We start from the raw sequence: 17,504 nt of genomic DNA, 5'->3' as shown, positions 1-17,504 counted from the left end.
ACCCGGCAGACCGTGCGTCCTGCGGTGTCCCGGCCTGCCCCGCATTTCGAGCCTACGCGCGCCGGGCCGGTTGTCGGTGGCCGGTCGTACGCTGTCCGCATGCAGACGCCGCCGGAGCACGCGTATCCGACTCACTGGGAAGCCGACGTGGTGCTGCGTGACGGCGGCACGGCGCGGATCCGCCCCATCACCCCCGATGACGCCGAGCGGCTGGTCTCCTTCTACGAGCAGGTCTCGGACGAGTCGAAGTACTACCGCTTCTTCGCGCCCTACCCGCGGCTGTCCGCCCGCGATGTGCACCGCTTCACCCACCACGACTACGTCGACCGGGTCGGGCTCGCCGCCATGGTCGGCGGCGAGTTCATCGCCACCGTCCGCTACGACCGGATCAACGACCAGGGACTGCCCGCCAAGAGCCCCGAGGACGACCAGGCCGAGGTCGCCTTCCTCGTCCAGGACGCCCACCAGGGCCGCGGCGTCGCCTCCGCCCTCCTGGAGCACATCGCGGCCGTCGCCCGCGAACGCGGCATCCGCCGGTTCGCCGCCGAGGTGCTCCCGGCCAACTCCAAGATGATCAAGGTGTTCACGGACGCCGGCTACACCCACAAGCGCACCTTCGAGGACGGCGTCGTCCGGCTCGAGTTCGACCTGGAGCCGACCGAACAGTCCATGGCCGTGATGCGCGGCCGTGAACAGCGCGCCGAGGCCCGCTCCGTACAACGGCTGCTCGCGCCGGGTTCGGTCGCCGTCATCGGTACCGGCCGGGCCCCCGGCGGCGTCGGCCGCACCGCCCTGCGCAGCCTCCTGGACTCCGGCTTCACGGGCCGGGTGCACGCCGTCAACCACGCCTTCCCCGAGGGCCTGCGGCGGCTGGACCCCGAAGACGTACCGGCCGTCCGCAGCCTGCGGGAGGTCACCGACCCGGTCGACCTCGCCGTCATCGCCGTCCCCGCCGACCGCGTCCCCGACGCGATCCGTGACTGCGGCGAGCACGGTGTCCAGGGCGTCCTGGTGCTGTCCTCCGGCTACGCCGAAGCGGGCCCGGACGGCCGGGAGCGGCAGCGCGATCTGCTCCGCCAGGCCCGCTCGTACGGCATGCGGCTGATCGGGCCCAACGCCTTCGGCCTGATAAACACCGCCCCGGGCGTCCGGCTGAACGCCTCCCTCGCCCCGCAGATGCCCGGCGCCGGCCACATCGGCCTGTTCACCCAGTCCGGCGCCATCGGCATCGCGCTGCTCAGCGGGCTGCACGCGCGCGGTCCCGGCGACGGCGGCATCGCCGGCATCTCCGCCTTCGTCTCGGCCGGCAACCGCGCCGACGTCTCCGGCAACGACCTGCTCCAGTACTGGTACGAGGACCCGGACACCGATGTCGTGATCCTCTATCTGGAGTCCATCGGCAACCCCCGCAAGTTCGCCCGGCTCGCCCGCCGCACCGCCGCCGTCAAACCGGTGGTGGTCGCCAAGGGTGCCCGGCACAACGGCACCGCCCCGCCCGGCCACGCCGTGCCCACCGTCCGGGTGCCCGACAGCACCGTCGCCGCCCTGATGCGCCAGGCCGGCGTGATCCGCGTCGACACGGTCACCGAACTGATCGATGCCGGGCTGCTGCTGGCCTCCCAGCCGCTGCCGGCGGGCCCGCGGATCGCCATCCTCGGCAACTCCGAGTCGCTGGCGCTGCTGGCCTACGACGCCTGTCTGACCGAGGGGCTGCGCCCGCAGCGCCCCCGAGTCCTGGCCTCCGCCGCGAGTCCCGACGACTTCCGGGCCGCGCTCGCCGAGGCACTGTCCGCCGACGGCTGCGACGCCGTAGTTGTCACGGCCATCCCCTGGGTGGGGGAGGGGGCCGCCGTCTCCCCGGGCGGCAGCGAGGGCGCCGCGCTCGCCGACGCCCTGCGCACGGCGGCGACCGCCCACCCGGAGAAGCCGGTCACGGTCGTGCACCTCGCGATGGACGACCTGGCCGAGACGCTCGCGGCGCCGGCCCAGCCGGCCGGGCCGGCAGCTACCGACCCGGACGAGGGAGGCCACCCCGAGCCGGCGGCCCGCCCCCTGGACCCGGCCCCGGCCCCGGCGCCCCCACCGGTCCCGCCCGCCCCGTCCCACTTCCCACGCCCCCCGGCGCCCCCGGGCCCACCGCCCACTCTCGCCGCACGGCAGGCGCCCCCGGCCCGCGATGCCGAGGCCGAGCCGCCGCGCCGCCCCCGCCGCGAGCCCCTCCGCATCCCCGCCTACCCCGCCGCCGAGCGCGCCGTCCGCTCGCTCGCCGAGGCCGTCCGCTACGCCGCCTGGCGCCGGGAGGCGGCCGACCCGGGGCGGGTGCCCGAGTACGACGACATCCAGGAGGCCGCCGCCGGCGCCGACATCGAACGCCTCCTGGACCGGCTCACCCCTGACGTCCCCAACGGACGCTCCGTCCCGGTGCCGCCCCAGGACGCCGAGGCCCTGCTCGCCCGTTACGGCATCCACACCCGCCCCGTCCTCCCGGCCCCCGACCCGGACACCGCCGTCCGCGCCGCCGCCCGCCTCGGCTATCCGGTGGCCCTCAAGACCACCGCCCCCCACCTGCGCCACCGCCCCGATCTCGGCGGCGTCCGCCTGGACATCGCCGGCGAGACCGAACTCCGCCGCACCTACGCCGAATTGACCGACTACCTCGGCTCCCCGGAGGAGCTGCGCCCGGTCGTCCAGTCCATGGTGCCGCGCGGCGTGGACACGGTCGTCCGTGCCGCCATCGACCCCGCCGCCGGCGCCGTCCTCTCGTTCGGCCTGGCCGGGGCGCCCTCCCAGCTGCTCGGCGACATCGCCCACCGCCTCATCCCCGCCACCGACCGCGAGGTCGCCGAGCAGATCCGCTCGATCCGCGCCGCCCCGTTGCTGTTCGGATGGCGCGGCTCCCAGCCCGTGGACACCGGCGCCCTTGCGGAGCTGCTGCTGCGCGTCTCCCGGCTCGTCGACGACCACCCCGAGGTCGTCGGCGTCGACCTCGAACCGGTCGTCGTCGCCGCACAGGGCCTCTCCGTCCTGGGCGCCACCGTCCGGCTGGCCAGGGCGCCCGCCACGACTGACCTCGGCCCCCGCCGGCTGCCCGTCTACTGAGGGTCTCGCGGCCCGGTGCGCCCCGTAAGATGGACCCCATGGCTAAGACCGGTACGACGACCCAGGGGCTGCGCGCGGCGATCGAGCGCAGTGGCTATTACCCGACGCTCGTGGCCGAGGCGGTGCAGGCCGCGGTCGGTGGTGAGCCGGTGGTGTCGTACCTCGTCCATCAAGAGACGACCTTCGACGCCAACGAGGTCCGCCGCCATGTCACGGTCCTCGTCCTGACCGGCACCCGCTTCATCGTCAGCCACACCGACGAGCAGGCCGCCGACGCCACCTCCCCGTCGCCGTACGCCACCACCTCCACCGAGTCCGTCAAGCTGGGCCGGATCTCCTCCGTGGTGCTCAGCCGGGTCGTCGCCAACCCGGAGTCGTACACCCCGGGCCAGCTGCCCCGCGAGGTCGTGCTGACCATCGGCTGGGGCGCGGTCGCCCGCCTGGACCTGGAGCCCGCCGCCTGCGGTGACCCCAACTGCGAGGCGGACCACGGCTACACGGGCTCCTCCACCGCCGACGACCTCTCGCTGCGGGTCAGCGAGGCCGGCGACGGCCCCGACTCGGTGCGCGAGACGCTCACCTTCGCCCAGGCGCTCTCCGAGGCCACCGCGGCCACCACCGCCCGCTGATGGTCCACACCGCCCCCGCCTGGCCGGAACCCGAACCTCTCGACCCGCTCGGCGCCCCGGTGCCGCGCTACGGCTCCGCCTCCCTCGCCGATCTGCTGCCCACCGTCGCCGCCGGACTGGGCATACCCGGCGTCACCGGCGCGATGGAGCTGGCGCCCGCCGACCGGGCGTGCGTATTCCTGATCGACGGCCTCGGCTGGCAGCTGCTGCGTGCCCACCCGGAGGAGGCCCCCTTCCTCACCTCGCTCCTGGGCACGTCGTTCAACGGCAGCGGCCGGCCCCTCACCGCGGGCTTCCCCTCCACCACCGCCACCTCCCTCGCCTCGGTCGGCACCGGACTTCCGCCGGGCGCCCACGGCCTGCCCGGCTACACCTGCGAGGACCCGGCGACCGGCGCCCTGATGAACCAGCTGCGCTGGTCTCCGTGGACCGACCCCCACGTCTGGCAGCCCTACCCGACGGTCTTCCAGCTCGCCGACGCCGCCGGCGTCCACACCTGCCAGGTCTCCGCACCGAACTTCCAGCACACCCCGCTCACCAAGGTCGCCCTCAGCGGCGGCACCTTCCACGGCCGGCTCTCCGGCGAGGAGCGGATGGACCTCGCCGCCGAACAACTCGCCGCGGGCGACCGTTCGCTGGTCTACACGTACTACTCCGAGGTCGACGGCAAGGGACACCGCTACGGCGTCGACTCCGACGCCTGGCGCGGCCAGTTGATGTACGTCGACCGGCTCGCACAGCGGCTCGCCGAGCAGCTCCCGCCGCGCAGCGCCCTCTACATCACCGCCGACCACGGCATGATCGACATCCCCTTCGGCCCCGAGTCCCGGATCGACTTCGACGAGGACTGGGAACTGCGCGCCGGCGTACGCCTGTTGGGCGGCGAGGGGCGGGCCCGGCATGTGTACGCCCATCCGGGGGCGGCCTCCGACGTACTCGCCGTATGGCGCGAGGTGGTCGGCGAGCAGATGTGGGTGGCGAGCCGTGAAGAGGCCATCGCCGCCGGGTGGTTCGGCCCGCAGGTCGACGACCGGGTGCGGGCCCGGATCGGCGATGTCGTGGCGGCCGCCCATGCCGACATCGTGATCATCGCGACCGAACGGGAGCCCCGGGAGTCGGAGATGGTCGGGATGCACGGCTCGATGACCCCGGTGGAGCAGCTGGTCCCGCTCCTGGAAGTCCGCACCTGACCCCGCAGGCCGCTCGCCCGCCCCGCGCCCCCCACCCACGAGCCCGAAAGGCCCGCAACTTCCCATGCCCGAGCTGGTGTTCTTCTCCGGAACGATGGACTGTGGCAAGTCGACACTCGCTCTGCAGATCGAGCACAACCGCTCCTCCCGCGGACTGCAGGGAATGATCTACAGCCGCAACGACCGGGCCGGTCACGGCAAGCTCTCCTCCCGCCTCGGGCTGGTCACCGAGGCCGTCGAGGCCGCGGACGGCATGGACTTCTACGCGCATGTCGTCGGACGTCTCTCCTCCGGCGGGCGGATCGACTACGTCATCGCCGACGAGGCCCAGTTCCTCGCCCCCGAACAGATCGACCAGCTCGCCCGGGTCGTCGACGACCTCGAACTGGACGTCTTCGCCTTCGGCATCACCACCGATTTCCGCAGCAAGCTCTTCCCCGGCTCCCAGCGCCTGGTCGAACTGGCCGACCGGGTGGAGGTGTTGCAGGTCGAGGCGCTGTGCTGGTGCGGCGCCCGCGCCACGCACAACGCCCGCACGGTCGGCAGCCGGATGGTCGTCGAGGGCGCGCAGGTCGTGGTCGGCGATGTCGTCGGTGAGGCGGACGGCCCGCCGGCCGAGGTCGGCTACGAGGTGCTGTGCCGGCGTCACCACAGCCGCCGCCAGACCTCGGCGACCGCCCGCGCGGCCGCGCTCTCCCCGGACGTCCTGCCGGTCGACAGCGCGAAGTAGGAGCGGCCCGCCGGGGCGATGGCGCCGGTTGCGCCCCTGTGCGCCTCCACACGGTCGGGTGGCGCCCCCTCACCGGACGTTGACGCGGTCCGGCCGTGAGCCGGCCTTCAGCGCCGCTGGACGAGCGTGAAAACGGCGCCCTCGCTGTCGGTGACGGTTGCCAGCCGGCCGTGCGCGGAGTCCCGGGCGCCGTCCAGCACCTGACCGCCCAGCTCGGCCACCCGGCGGGCGGCCGCGTCCGTATCGGAGACGGCGAAGTAGGTCATCCAGTGGGAGCCCCGGTCGCGCGGCAGGGCACCGCCCACACCGTGGATGCCGGCCACCGGGTGGTCCTTGAGATGCAGCGTCAGATAGTCCTCGAAACCGGCGGATTCGGGGGAGCCGTCCGGGCGCAGCGGTTCCGTCTCGAAGCCGAAGACGTGCTCGTAGAACGTGCCGACGGACTCGGTGTCCCGGGTGACCAGCTCGTTCCACACCGCGGTGCCGGGCTCCCCGGTGAACGTGGTGCCCATCATCGATCTGCCCTGCCAGACGCCGAAGATCGCCCCTTGCGGGTCGGAGGCGATCGCCATCCGCCCCGTGTCGTCGTCGGCGTCCAGCGGCCCGACGCCCACCGTCCCACCGCAGGAGCGGATCTGTTCTGCCGTCACATCCGCGTCGTCGCTGGCCAGATACGTGGTCCAGGAGACCGGGAGCGCGCGGTCGGGCAGCAGCTCGCCGACCCCGGCGACTTCCCGGCCGTCGAGGAAGGCACGGGCGTAGGGACCGAAGTGCTGCGGCCCCGGGCGGAACTCCCAGCCGAACAGCGCGCCGTAGAACTCCTGCGTCGTGGGCAGGCTGTGAGCCAAGAGGCTCACCCAGCAGGGCGCGCCGGGCATCCGCCGGGTCGCTGCCTCGGTCGTCATTGTCACTCTCTCCTCGGAGCGTCGGGTGCTGACCACGTGCGGTACGGGCGCGGGGCCCGTGCAGATGCTCGCACCCGGTGACCTGGTGTGGGCCCCGGCCGCGCCGTTCAGGGCACGTTCGCGAGGGAGAATGCCCGTTTTCGGGTTCGCCACCCGTTCCGGCGGAGTTACGGCAGGGTGTAACTGCGCCATACGGAGGGTGGGCACCCACCCTCCGTACGTAGTCGTCGCTACGCAAGGATGAGTCCCATGAACGCCATCATCACCGCTACCGAACTCGCGAGCGAGTTGGCACGCCCCACTCCTCCGGTGCTCCTGGACGTCCGCTATCAGCTCGGCGGTCCGCCCGGCCGTCCCGAGTACGCGGCCGGTCATGTCCCCGGCGCGGTCTATGTCGACCTCGACGCCGAGCTGGCCGCGCCACCCGGCCCGGCGGGCCGTCACCCGCTCCCCGACCTGGATGTCTTCGCCGGGGCCATGCGGGCCGCCGGCGTCAGCGGAGACCGCCCCGTGGTCGTCTACGACGGCGGCCAGGGCTGGGCGGCCGCGCGCGCCTGGTGGCTGCTGCGCTGGACCGGGCACCCCGATGTGCGGGTGCTGGACGGCGGCCTCGCAGCCTGGAAGGCGTCCGGCGGCGCGATGAGCGTCGACCAACCGACGCCGCAGGCCGGTGACTTCACGCCGCTCCCCGGCGCGCTGCCACTGCTCACGGCGGACGACGCGGCCGCCCTGGCCCGCCGCGGCGTCCTGCTGGACGCGCGGGCCGGCGAGCGCTACCGCGGCGAGGTCGAGCCCCTTGACCGGGTCGCCGGCCACATCCCGGGCGCCGTGTCCGCGCCGACGACGGAGAACGTCGTCGAGGGCGACACCGTCTTCCGGGACGCAGCGGACCTGGCCAAGCGGTTCGCGTCGCTCGGCGCCACCGAGGACGTGGAGGTCGGCGTCTACTGCGGCTCCGGGGTCTCCGCCGCCCACCAGGTGCTCGCCCTCGCCGTCGCGGGCATCCCCGCCGCGCTGTACGTCGGCTCCTGGAGCGAATGGTCGTCCGACCCCTCCCGCCCCGTCGCCACCGGCCCGCAGCCCGGCTGAGCCCCCGCCACGAGGCCACACACAGCCGTCCGCCCGCCCCGGGAAGCCGGAACGGGCGGACGGCGTGACACGTAAGCGCGGGCGGCGCGTTACTCCGGTTTCTTGCGCCGGGTACCGAAGACGATCTCGTCCCAACTGGGTACCGCGGCACGGCGTCCCGGCCGTACGCCGTCCGCCTCGGCCTGCCGGTCCGTCGTCCCGGTCAGCCGGTCACGGTGCCCGGCCACCGCACGCGGCATCAGCACATCGGCGTACGCGGAACCCGCGCCCGCGCTGGCCGCCGGGGCGGGCGGCTCCTCGACCTCCGCCTCGGACTCCTCTTCGCTCTGCGCCGCCTTCGCGCTCTCCGGTACGACCATGTCGCCACGGAAGCTCGGCACCGCCTCCAGCAGGCTGGTCAGCGAATCCCGCTCCCGCTCACCCGCGGCGGCCTCCTCGAGGACCTGCGGCTCGTCGTCGTCACCACCGGACTGCGCGGCGCGGTCGCCGCGCTCGGACGACTGCCGGTCCAGCGCGCGGTCCAGCGGCCGGTCACGCGGCAGCCGCGCGATCCGCGGTACGAACGGGAAGCTCGGCTCGGGTGTGTCATCGCTCTCGCCGATCAGCGCCCGCGCCTCGTCGTCCACGGCCTGGACGAGCCGCCGCGGCGGGTCGTAGGTCCAGCTCGCCGAGTGCGGTTCGGTCGCGACGCGGTAGACCAGCAGCACCTCCCAGGTGCCGTCGTCCCGGCGCCAGGAGTCCCACTGGACGCTCTCCTTGTCGGCGCCGCGCAGCAGCAGCCGCTCCGCGACCGCCTCACCGAGCTGCGGACCGGTGTTCTCGCCGGGGCGCCGCACCGGGGTCTTCCGGGCCCGCTCGGCCATGAACGCACGCTCGGCGAGCACCGGGCCCTCGAAGCGGCGCACCCGGTCGACGGGGATGCCGGCCAGCTGGGCGACCTCTTCCGCGGAGGCGCCTGCTCTTATACGAGCCTGGATGTCCCGTGGCCGCAGATGGCTCTCGACCTCGATCTCGATCTGGCCCAGGCGCGCACGGTCGTTGCGGACCGCGGCGCGCAGCCGTTCGTCGATCGGAAGCGTGTACTCGGTGCTGTCCGCAGCTTTGAGCACCAGCCGTGTGCCGTCGTTGGAGACGGCCACGACACGCAGTTCGGGCATGGGGACCTCCCGGGTGGTGCCTGCCGACGTCACGTGCGTCGCTGCTTCCGCTAGTCGAGTGTGGCCTGCCCGGGTGCAGCCTGCCACAACATTGCCGAGTTGCCCGGCGTGTCGGGGCTTGGCCCTGAAACGCCGTTATGACACGGTTACCTGTTCGCCACGCTCAGTGACCGTATCGCTTGTCCTGTCGCCGTGCACCCGTGCCGAGCGGCGGCGCCCCGGGCGAGTGCCGCCTTCAGGGCCCCTCCCGCGGGTTCCGGGCAGCCGGACGGGAACCGGGGCCAGGGCTCGCCACAGTACTCCATTTGGACCACTTAGGTGGACCGCCGCGCCGCCGAACTTCTGGGCAGGCAACGGGGTTCGGTCGTCTTGTCGACCTCTCTACCTGGGACGCAGGTGGCAAGTTTCACAGATTCCCCAAAATCGGAACTAATGGCTCCGCCGAATGGTCACTTCTCCATGCAAGATGGATCGAAGGGGCTATCAAAGGTTGGAGATGGACGAAGAAACCGAAACCGACACGAAGAAGAAGGAGAAGCGGATAGACCTGAGCGTGGCTCAGGTTGCCGGCAGCGCGCTCGCTGCGGCCGTCGCCGCGTACCTCGCGGGCCGGCTCGGCGTCTACGGAACCATCATCGGCGCGGGTCTGGTCAGTGTCGTGGCCACGACCGGCGGCTCGATATTCCACTATCTGTTCCGGCGCACCGGCGAACAGATCAAGGAGGCCACGGTCTCCACCCGGCCGAGGCCGCGCCGCTTCTCCTCCCGCACTCGATCCACCGCACCCGACGCCCGGCAGGCCGGCACCACGCTGGTGTTGCCGACCTTCGACAAGCAGGGCACGGAGGACGAGGTCACCTCCGTCGCCGCCGGGACACCCGGGCGCGACACCGCCCGTACCCAGCTCATCCCGCGGGCCGAACAGGCCCGCCGCCGTGATCCGGCGAGTGCCCACCCGGCTCAGGGGGCCGACAGCCCGACGCGGATGCTGCACGCCGGCCACGGCGCGATCGGCGCCCCGCGCACGGCGGACGGCGCGGGCCACGGGCGGCCCGCCGACCGGACGCAGCTGGTGCCGCGCCTCGACGCGCGGACCACGGCGCGGGGACCCGTCCGCCCGGCCGGACCGCCCGAGGAGCTCAGCGCCGCGACCTACGGCACCCGGCTGCGCGGCTGGAAGCGGCCGGCGCTCGGTGCACTCGCGGTCTTCGTGCTCGCCATGGGGGTGGTCACCGGAACCGAGCTGGTCACCGGGCAGACGCCCAGCGGCGAGAAGGGCACCACGCTGAGCAACATCACGCATACCGGGGGCGGAAGCCGGCAGCAGCCCGGTACGCCGCGGTCGCCCGACTCCGGTTCCCCGGAGGACGGCCGGCGCCACGGCGACAACGGTGAGCCGAAGAACCCGGAGCCCGGCACGTCGGAGGACGCCGGTGCCGGCAAGGGAACCGACGGCGACTCCCCGTCGCCGGCCCCGAGCCCGTCCGACAGCGACAAGACCTCGCCGGACCCCGACGCGCCCTCGTCCCCTGCCCCGGGGCCGAGCGAGTCCGCCGGCGACGGTGGCACCGGCGACGGTGCGACCGGTGGCCAGGACCAGGGGGACCGGCAGCGTCAGCAGGACTCCGAGGCGGAGGCCCCGGCTCCCGGAGCCTCCTGATCCGGCGGCCGTCCCCCGGGACGGCCGCCGGGCGGACCCGCGGCGGCCGCGCATCGGTGCCCTATGGGTGCCGGGGCGCGGCCGCCGTCGTCGGTCAGTCCCCCAAAACGCGCCGCAGATACGGATTGGCGAAGCGGCGCTCCGGGTCGAGCCGGTCGCGCACCGCGGTGAACTCACCGAACCGCGGATAGGCGTCGGCGAGATAGGCGGCGTCACGGGTGTGCAGCTTCCCCCAGTGCGGCCGCCCGTCGTGCGCCGTCATGATCCGCTCGGCGGCCGCGAAGTACGCCTGGTGCGGTGTGCCCCGGTACATGTGGACGGCGAGGTACACGGTCTCCCGGCCCGAGGCGGTGGACAGCGGGATGTCGTCGGCCGGCGCGGTGCGTACCTCGACGGGGAAGCTGACCTTGAAGTCCGAGCGTTCCACCAGTGCCTTCAGTTCGCCCAGCGCCGCGACCGCGGCCGCGCGGGGCAGCGCGTACTCCATCTCCACGAACCGAACCCGCCGCGGCGAGGTGAACACCTTGTAAGGGATGTCGGTGTACGTACGGGCCGACAGCGCGCGGCTGGAGATCTTGGCGATGCCCGGTATGGCGGCCGGCACCGTCCGGCCGACGGCGCAGGCGAGCTGGAACACCCCGTTGGACAGCAGCTCGTCCTCGATCCAGCCGCTGACCCTGCCCGGCGGCGCCGCCGGGCCCTGACTGCGGTTGTTGCGCTTGGTGTTGCAGCTGCCGGTGTGCGGGAACCAGTAGAACTCGAAGTGCTCGTTCTCGGCGACCAGCTCGTCGAACCGGTCCGTCACCTCGTCGAAGGGCATCGGCTCCTCGCGGGCGGTCAGCAGGAACTCCGGCTCCACGGCGAAGGTCAGCTCGCTGATCACGCCGAGGGCGCCCAGGCCCAGCCGGGCCGCGCCGAAGACCTCCGGGTTCTCCCCGGCGGAGCAGGTCAGGACCGAGCCGTCGGCGGTGACCAGTTCGAGGGCGGTGATCTGGGCGGCGATCGACGCCGAGTCACGGCCCGTCCCGTGGGTGCCGGTGGCGGCCGCCCCGGAGACGGTCTGCTCCATGATGTCGCCCATGTTGGTCAGCGACAGTCCGTGCGCGGCCAGGGTGGCGTTGAGGTGCTTGAGCGGTGTGCCCGCCGCCACCGTCACCGTCCCGGCCGCGCGGTCGACCGTACGGACGCCGGTCAGCCGCTCGGGGCGGATCAGCAACCCGTCGGTCACGGCGGCGGGGGTGAAGGAGTGGCCGGTGCCCGCCGCCTTGAGCGTCAGCCCGTCCGCGGCGGCGGCGCGGACCGCGGCCGCCAGCTCCTCGGTGGTCGCCGGGGCCACGCTGCGGGCGGGCCGGGCGGTGACATTGCCCGCCCAGTTGCGCCACCGGCCGGTGGTCGGAGCGCGCCCTCCCGAGCCGCCGACGGCGTTGCTGACTGCCATGGTGACGTCCCCTCCCTCCGCGCGGGCCGGCCGCGTGCGGCCGCCGTTGGTGTGAGCGCATGATGTCAGTCGCCGACGGGGCTTCCAGGCGGGGTGACGGGAATCACACGGGCGGGTAGCCGGCTGGAACCGGCCGGCTACCGGATATGTCGTACCGCCGGTAACTCGTAGGCGGGAGGCGCCTGTTCGGTGAGGGGCACCGGAGCAGCTCGGTCCGGTCCGCCGCCCCGCCGGGACGGCCCTACCCGACGGGCTCCTCGTCCTGCCGTTCCGCGGAGGGGGTCTCGTCCCGGCCGGACAGCGCGCCGGCCGCGGCCGGTCCCCCGGGCGGAGCGACGGCACGCGGACGGAGCCTGCGGTAGCCGGTGCACGCCACCAGCGCGGCGAGCAGACCGGCAGCCCCCGGCACCAGATAGCCGCGGGCGGCACCCGCCGCGTCCACCACCCAGCCGGCCGCCGACGAACCCAGCGCGACGCCCACGGCCAGGCCGGTGCTGGTCCAGGTCATGCCCTCGGTCAGCTTCGACCGCGGGACGTGCTCCTCGATCAGCGCCATCGTGGTCACCATCGTCGGGGCGACGGACAGCCCCGCGATGAACAGCGCGACGGCGAGCAGCGGCAGTGAACTCACCAGCTGCAGCGGCACCATGCTCACCGCCATGGCGCCGACCCCGGCCACCCACCTCCGGGACGGATGCCCCGTGAGCCGCAGCAGCCCGAAGACGGCGCCGGCCAGACAGGAGCCGAGCGCGTAGACCGCCAGCACCAGACTGGCCGCGGCCTTCCGCCCGGCCTCCTCGGCGAAGGCCACGGTCACCACGTCAACCGCCCCGAAGATCGCGCCGGTCGCCACGAACGTCACCACCAGCACCTGCAGCCCCGGCGAGCGCAGCGCCGACCCCTTGGTGTGCTGCTCGCGCGGATGCGGCACCGGTTCCGTCGCCCGCTGTGCCGTCAGCCAGAAGACCCCGGCGGCGAGGAAACAGGCGGCCAGCAGCGGACCGGCCTCCGGGAACCACGCGGTGGACAGGCCGATGGACAGGATCGGCCCGACGATGAAGCACGTCTCGTCGACGATCGACTCCCACGCGTACGCGGTGTGCAGTTCGTGCGGGGAGCCCCGGTAGATCTCCGCCCAGCGCGCCCGGATCATCGAGCCGACGCTCGGCACACACCCCGCACAGGCCGCGAAGACGAACAGCAGCCAGTCCGGCCAGCCCTGCTGCGCGGTCAGCAGCAGACCGGCGACCGCGGTGACCGACACCAGGGTCGCCGGCCGCAGCACCCGGCTCTGCCCGTGCCGGTCCACCAGCCGGGAGATCTGCGGGCCGATGGCCGCCGCGGACAGCGCGAGGGTCGCCGACAGCGCGCCCGCCAGGCCGTAGCGGCCGGTCAGCTGGGAGATCATCGTGACGATGCCGATGCCCATCATCGACACCGGTATCCGGCCCAGCAGTCCCGCGGCGGAGAACGACGTGGTGCCGGGGCGGCCGAAGATGGCGCGGTAGGGACTGGGCAACGGGGATGCTCCGCCGGTGAGAAACCGAAGATCGGTAAGGGACGTCTGTGGCCGATACAGCTTACGGGCGGCCCGCCGTCGTCCGCCCCTGGATTTCCGGGCCGGACTCCGGTGCCGCAGGCTCCGGTCCGCACCGGGACCTGCCCGCCGCCCCCGTGGAAGGGGTGGCAGGATCGGTGGCATGCCCGAACAGCGTGATCCCAGCCCCTATGACGCTCTCCTGCTGCTGTCGTTCGGCGGCCCCGAAGGCCCCGACGACGTCGTCCCGTTCCTGGAGAACGTCACCCGCGGCCGCGGCATCCCCCGTGAGCGCCTCAAGGAGGTGGGGCAGCACTACTTCCTGTTCGGTGGCGTCAGCCCCATCAACGCCCAGAACCGCGAGCTGCTGGACGCGCTGCGCAGCGACTTCGCCGAACACGGCCTGGACCTGCCCGTCTACTGGGGCAACCGCAACTGGGCCCCCTACCTGACCGACACCCTGCGGACGATGGTCCAGGACGGCCACCGCCGCATCGCCGTACTGGCGACCAGCGCCTACGCCTCGTACTCGGGATGCCGGCAGTACCGCGAGAACCTCGCCGACGCACTCGCCGCCCTGCGGTCCGAAGGCCTGCCGGTACCGCAGGTCGACAAGCTGCGGCACTACTTCAACCACCCCGGCTTCGTCCGCCCCATGGTCGACGGGGTGCTGGCGTCCCTCGCCGCACTGCCCCAGGACGTACGGGACGGCGCCCACCTCGCCTTCACCACCCACTCCATCCCCACCGCCGCCGCCGACACCTCCGGCACCCCGGGTGACCACACCGAGGGCGGCGAGGGCGGCGCGTACGTCGCCCAGCACCTGGACGTGGCGCGGACGATCGCCGCCGCCGTCCGCGCGGAGACCGGTGTGGAGCGCTCCTGGCGGCTCGTCTACCAGTCCCGCAGCGGCGCCCCGCACATCCCCTGGCTGGAGCCGGACATCTGCGACCACCTGGAGGAGCGGCACGCCGCCGGCGCCCCGGCCGTCGTCATGGTCCCCATCGGGTTCGTCTCCGACCACATGGAGGTCAAGTACGACCTCGACACCGAGGCCACCGCCAAGGCCGCCGAACTGGGACTGCCGGTCGCCCGGTCGGCCACCGTGGGCGCCGACCCCCGGTTCGCCGCGGCCGTCCGCGACCTCCTCCTGGAGCGCGCGGCCACCGAACGGGGCGGCACCCCGGAGCGCTGCGCGCTCGGCGCCCTCGGCGCGAGCCACGACCTGTGCCCGGTCGGCTGCTGCCCCGCGCGCGCACCGCGCCCGGCCGCCGCCGGCGCCGACTGGCAGGACCCGGTCGCCGAGGCCCCCGCGTAAGCCCGTACGCCCGCCCGACCCCCGCCCGTCCGAGCAAGGAGCATCGTGCCCGATCCGCAGCACCCCGACGCCCCGCAGAGCGCCCCGGCGCCGGCCGAAGCCCTCTACGACGAACTGCTCGACCTGGCCCTGGAGGCCGCCCGCCGCGCCGGGACACTGCTGCGCGACGGCCGGCCCGCCGACCTCGGCGTGGCCGCCACCAAGTCCAGCCCCATCGACGTCGTCACCGAGATGGACATCGCCTCCGAGAAGCTGATCACGGGCTTCCTGGGGGAGCGCCGCCCGGACGACGGCTTCCTGGGCGAGGAGGGCGCCAGTACGGACGGCACCAGCGGCGTCCGCTGGATCGTCGACCCCGTGGACGGCACCGTCAATTACCTCTACGGGCTGCCGTCCTGGTCGGTGTCCATCGCGGCGGAGAAGGACGGCGAGGTGGTCGTCGGGGTCGTCGCCGCCCCGATGCGCGGCGAGACCTACCAGGCCGTCCTGGGCCGCGGCGCGTTCAACAACGGCGAGCGCATCCACCACAGGCCCGCACCGACGCTCTCCCAGGCGCTGGTCGGCACCGGCTTCTCCTACACGGCCGCGCGCCGGGCCGCCCAGGCGGAGGTGCTGCGCACGTTGCTGCCGCAGGTCCGCGACATCCGGCGCGGCGGCTCGGCCGCGATCGACCTGTGCGATGTGGCCTGCGGCCGGCTCGACGCCTACTACGAGCGCGGTCTGAGCCCCTGGGACATGGCGGCCGGCGCCCTGATCGCCCGCGAGGCCGGTGCGCTCACCGGCGGCCGCCCCGGCCGGGCGCCCTCCGGCGAGCTGATCCTGGCCGCCTCCCCGGACCTCTTCGCGGAGCTCCAGCCGCTGCTGGACGGGCTCGGCGCCTGGCACGACTGACCGGACGCCATCCGGGCACGACAGCGCCCCGGCACCCTTCCCCTGGGTGCCGGGGCGCTGTCGTTGTGCGTCTTGGGGCGGTCAGGCGCTGACCGCCCCAAGACGCACGCCGTGCTCGGTCGCCAGTCGCTGCAGATCCTCGAGCTCTGCCTGCTCGACCTCGGCGAGGAAGTCATCGCCCGCAGCGCGGGCCCGGTCCAGATCGGCTTCGGTGTTCTGTATGCGCTGCAAAATGCCTGCGGTGAACGCGTCCATGTGCGCCCCCTCGTCGTGGGTCGGTGGGCACGGGGGTGTGCCGACGGGTGGGTCGATCACGGCGTGATCCCTGCGATGGATCAGTCCATGGCAAGTAGCCGGAAAAACAGGGTGTGATCGCGGGTGTGCAGTCGTCCTCCCCACCCGCCACCTCAGGGAAACCTCAACCCGCCCGGGAATCCTGTCCGTCGGTCCCCGCTCACCGGTCCTCCACCCACCCCGCACCCCTCTTACAGCCGGTTTACGGCTCTTCGGGGCAGGATGGAAGAGCTTTCAGACTTTGTTGTGCCTGCCCGTAAGGGCCCTGAGGAAGGACTAGCGACGTGCGTGTTCTCGTCGTCGAGGACGAGCAGCTGCTCGCCGATGCGGTGGCCACCGGACTACGCCGGGAGGCCATGGCGGTCGACGTGGTCTACGACGGCGCTGCCGCCCTGGAACGGATCGCGGTCAACGACTACGACGTCGTCGTGCTCGACCGTGACCTTCCGGTCGTCCACGGTGACGACGTCTGCCGCAAGATCGTCGAGCTGGGGATGCCCACCCGCGTCCTGATGCTCACCGCCTCCGGGGACGTCAGCGACCGCGTCGAGGGCCTGGAGATCGGCGCGGACGACTACCTTCCGAAGCCGTTCGCCTTCACCGAGCTGACCGCGCGGGTGCGGGCCCTGGGGCGCCGTACGACCGTCGCGCTGCCGCCGGTCCTGGAGCGCGCCGGGATCAAGCTCGACCCCAATCGGCGCGAGGTCTTCCGCGACGGCAAGGAGGTCCAGCTCGCACCCAAGGAGTTCGCGGTGCTGGAGGTCCTGATGCGCAGCGAGGGCACGGTCGTCTCGGCCGAGCAGCTCCTGGAGAAGGCCTGGGACGAGAACACCGACCCGTTCACCAACGTCGTACGGGTCACCGTCATGACCCTCCGGCGCAAGCTCGGCGAGCCCGCGGTGATCGTCACCGTCCCCGGCTCGGGATACCGGATCTGACCGCCGATGCCTTCCCTGCCCTCCTTCTCCAAGACGGCCGGCCCGCCGCCGTCCGCACCGCCCAAGCCCACCTGGGACCCCCGGCCGGTCAACGTCCGGCCCTTCCCGTGGCTGCGCCCCACGATCCGGATACGGCTGACGCTGCTGTACGGCGGCATGTTCCTGATGGCCGGCATCGTGCTGCTCACGATCATCTACATGCTGGCCGCCGACGCGCTGCACGACGGCAGCGCGCTGCCGCTGAAGATCCTCGGCGGCAAGTTCGAGTCGACCAGCGACATCTGTGACCTGCCCACCCAGACGTCCGGGCAGCTGCTCCAGGAGGCCGTCAACAGCTGTCTGCAGCACCAGCGGGCGGTGGCCCTCAACAGCCTCCTCAACCGCTCCCTGCTGGCCCTGCTCGGCCTGACGGTGGTGGCGTTCGCTTTTGGTTATGCGATGGCGGGGCGGGTGTTGTCGCCGTTGGGGCGGATCACGCGGACGGCGCAGCGGGTGGCGGGTTCGGATCTGCATCGGCGGATTGAGCTGGGGGGTCCGGATGATGAGCTGAAGGAGCTGGCGGACACGTTCGATCAGATGCTGGACCGGCTGGACCGGGCGTTTGAGTCGCAGCGGCGGTTCGTGGCGAA

15 protein-coding genes are annotated in these 17,504 nt (G+C 73.2%); 10 read left to right on the top strand and 5 right to left on the bottom strand.

What is annotated here, in order from left to right; all coding sequences use genetic code 11:
• Window positions 1–99: 99 nt before the first annotated feature.
• The 4 genes from ACFW5B_RS19010 to ACFW5B_RS18995 all read left to right on the top strand — a co-directional run bounded on the left by ACFW5B_RS19010 (window position 100) and on the right by ACFW5B_RS18995 (window position 5,648).
• Entirely contained in the window at window positions 100–3,099 is a 3,000-nt protein-coding gene (locus tag ACFW5B_RS19010) for a GNAT family N-acetyltransferase (protein WP_386440396.1), read from the top strand.
• Window positions 3,100–3,137: 38 nt separating this feature from the next.
• Window positions 3,138–3,728, top strand: coding sequence for a DUF5998 family protein (locus ACFW5B_RS19005; RefSeq protein WP_159743002.1), 591 nt, complete (start codon window positions 3,138–3,140; stop codon window positions 3,726–3,728).
• Window positions 3,728–4,918, top strand: coding sequence for an alkaline phosphatase family protein (locus ACFW5B_RS19000; protein WP_386440392.1), 1,191 nt, complete (start codon window positions 3,728–3,730; stop codon window positions 4,916–4,918). Before ACFW5B_RS19005 ends, ACFW5B_RS19000 begins: the two co-directional genes overlap by 1 nt.
• 64 nt (window positions 4,919–4,982) lie before the next feature.
• Window positions 4,983–5,648, top strand: a complete 666-nt coding sequence (locus tag ACFW5B_RS18995) for a thymidine kinase (RefSeq protein ID WP_386440389.1) — start codon at window positions 4,983–4,985, stop codon at window positions 5,646–5,648.
• Between the two features lie 107 nt (window positions 5,649–5,755).
• Here the strand turns inward: ACFW5B_RS18995 and ACFW5B_RS18990 are convergent, their stop codons facing one another.
• On the bottom strand, window positions 5,756–6,553 hold the full coding sequence (locus ACFW5B_RS18990; protein ID WP_386440386.1) for a VOC family protein: 798 nt from the start codon (window positions 6,551–6,553) through the stop codon (window positions 5,756–5,758).
• 249 nt (window positions 6,554–6,802) lie between these two features.
• Here ACFW5B_RS18990 and ACFW5B_RS18985 point away from each other — a divergent pair, with 249 nt between their 5' ends.
• Window positions 6,803–7,642 carry a sulfurtransferase gene (locus tag ACFW5B_RS18985; RefSeq protein ID WP_386440383.1) on the top strand — a complete coding sequence of 280 codons (840 nt, stop codon included), beginning with the start codon at window positions 6,803–6,805 and terminating at the stop codon, window positions 7,640–7,642.
• Window positions 7,643–7,731: 89 nt separating this feature from the next.
• On the opposite strand, the gene sepH is transcribed toward ACFW5B_RS18985, so the two are convergent.
• On the bottom strand, window positions 7,732–8,799 hold the full coding sequence (sepH, locus tag ACFW5B_RS18980) for a septation protein SepH (protein WP_386440381.1): 1,068 nt from the start codon (window positions 8,797–8,799) through the stop codon (window positions 7,732–7,734).
• A gap of 496 nt (window positions 8,800–9,295) precedes the next feature.
• Between sepH and ACFW5B_RS18975 the strand changes: the two genes are divergently transcribed.
• The gene (locus ACFW5B_RS18975) at window positions 9,296–10,459 is read left to right on the top strand and encodes a hypothetical protein (RefSeq protein WP_386440378.1); all 1,164 of its coding nucleotides are present in this window, start codon (window positions 9,296–9,298) and stop codon (window positions 10,457–10,459) included.
• A gap of 94 nt (window positions 10,460–10,553) precedes the next feature.
• Here ACFW5B_RS18975 and ACFW5B_RS18970 read toward each other — a convergent pair whose 3' ends face one another.
• Both ACFW5B_RS18970 and ACFW5B_RS18965 read right to left on the bottom strand, forming a co-directional pair.
• On the bottom strand, window positions 10,554–11,897 hold the full coding sequence (locus ACFW5B_RS18970) for a D-arabinono-1,4-lactone oxidase (RefSeq protein ID WP_386440375.1): 1,344 nt from the start codon (window positions 11,895–11,897) through the stop codon (window positions 10,554–10,556).
• A gap of 241 nt (window positions 11,898–12,138) precedes the next feature.
• Window positions 12,139–13,416 (bottom strand): MFS transporter, encoded by a 1,278-nt coding sequence (locus ACFW5B_RS18965; RefSeq protein ID WP_386440372.1) that lies wholly within the window; start codon window positions 13,414–13,416, stop codon window positions 12,139–12,141.
• 181 nt (window positions 13,417–13,597) lie between these two features.
• Here ACFW5B_RS18965 and ACFW5B_RS18960 point away from each other — a divergent pair, with 181 nt between their 5' ends.
• Window positions 13,598–14,752, top strand: a complete 1,155-nt coding sequence (locus tag ACFW5B_RS18960; protein WP_386440369.1) for a ferrochelatase — start codon at window positions 13,598–13,600, stop codon at window positions 14,750–14,752.
• Between the two features lie 45 nt (window positions 14,753–14,797).
• A complete protein-coding gene (locus ACFW5B_RS18955; RefSeq protein ID WP_386440366.1) occupies window positions 14,798–15,643 on the top strand; it encodes an inositol monophosphatase family protein in 846 nt (281 codons plus the stop codon).
• 81 nt (window positions 15,644–15,724) lie between these two features.
• On the opposite strand, the gene ACFW5B_RS18950 is transcribed toward ACFW5B_RS18955, so the two are convergent.
• Entirely contained in the window at window positions 15,725–15,898 is a 174-nt protein-coding gene (locus ACFW5B_RS18950; protein ID WP_386440363.1) for a hypothetical protein, read from the bottom strand.
• Between the two features lie 323 nt (window positions 15,899–16,221).
• Between ACFW5B_RS18950 and ACFW5B_RS18945 the strand changes: the two genes are divergently transcribed.
• Together ACFW5B_RS18945 and ACFW5B_RS18940 are read left to right on the top strand one after the other, a co-directional pair.
• Window positions 16,222–16,875: a response regulator transcription factor gene (locus ACFW5B_RS18945; RefSeq protein ID WP_006602630.1), complete on the top strand. Its 654-nt coding sequence runs from the start codon at window positions 16,222–16,224 to the stop codon at window positions 16,873–16,875.
• Window positions 16,876–16,881: 6 nt separating this feature from the next.
• The coding region (locus ACFW5B_RS18940; RefSeq protein WP_386440360.1) for a HAMP domain-containing protein at window positions 16,882–17,504 on the top strand (623 nt) is incomplete at its 3' end.

This window comes from Streptomyces sp. NPDC058773, assembly GCF_042746015.1.
Taxonomy (GTDB): domain Bacteria; phylum Actinomycetota; class Actinomycetes; order Streptomycetales; family Streptomycetaceae; genus Streptomyces.
Note: the sequence above shows the minus strand (reverse complement) of the source record. Positions and strands in the feature narration are given on the sequence as shown.

What these genes read in the sequence shown, in the direction of transcription:
- ACFW5B_RS18950 (WP_386440363.1), bottom strand. Translation starts at nt 15,898, where the DNA reads ATGGACGCGTTCACCGCAGGCATTTTGCAGCGCATACAGAACACCGAA.
- ACFW5B_RS19005 (WP_159743002.1), top strand. Translation starts at nt 3,138, where the DNA reads ATGGCTAAGACCGGTACGACGACCCAGGGGCTGCGCGCGGCGATCGAG.
- ACFW5B_RS18960 (WP_386440369.1), top strand. Translation starts at nt 13,598, where the DNA reads ATGCCCGAACAGCGTGATCCCAGCCCCTATGACGCTCTCCTGCTGCTG.
- ACFW5B_RS18985 (WP_386440383.1), top strand. Translation starts at nt 6,803, where the DNA reads ATGAACGCCATCATCACCGCTACCGAACTCGCGAGCGAGTTGGCACGC.
- sepH (WP_386440381.1), bottom strand. Translation starts at nt 8,799, where the DNA reads ATGCCCGAACTGCGTGTCGTGGCCGTCTCCAACGACGGCACACGGCTG.
- ACFW5B_RS18990 (WP_386440386.1), bottom strand. Translation starts at nt 6,553, where the DNA reads ATGACGACCGAGGCAGCGACCCGGCGGATGCCCGGCGCGCCCTGCTGG.
- ACFW5B_RS18970 (WP_386440375.1), bottom strand. Translation starts at nt 11,897, where the DNA reads ATGGCAGTCAGCAACGCCGTCGGCGGCTCGGGAGGGCGCGCTCCGACC.
- ACFW5B_RS18995 (WP_386440389.1), top strand. Translation starts at nt 4,983, where the DNA reads ATGCCCGAGCTGGTGTTCTTCTCCGGAACGATGGACTGTGGCAAGTCG.
- ACFW5B_RS19000 (WP_386440392.1), top strand. Translation starts at nt 3,728, where the DNA reads ATGGTCCACACCGCCCCCGCCTGGCCGGAACCCGAACCTCTCGACCCG.
- ACFW5B_RS18975 (WP_386440378.1), top strand. Translation starts at nt 9,296, where the DNA reads ATGGACGAAGAAACCGAAACCGACACGAAGAAGAAGGAGAAGCGGATA.
- ACFW5B_RS19010 (WP_386440396.1), top strand. Translation starts at nt 100, where the DNA reads ATGCAGACGCCGCCGGAGCACGCGTATCCGACTCACTGGGAAGCCGAC.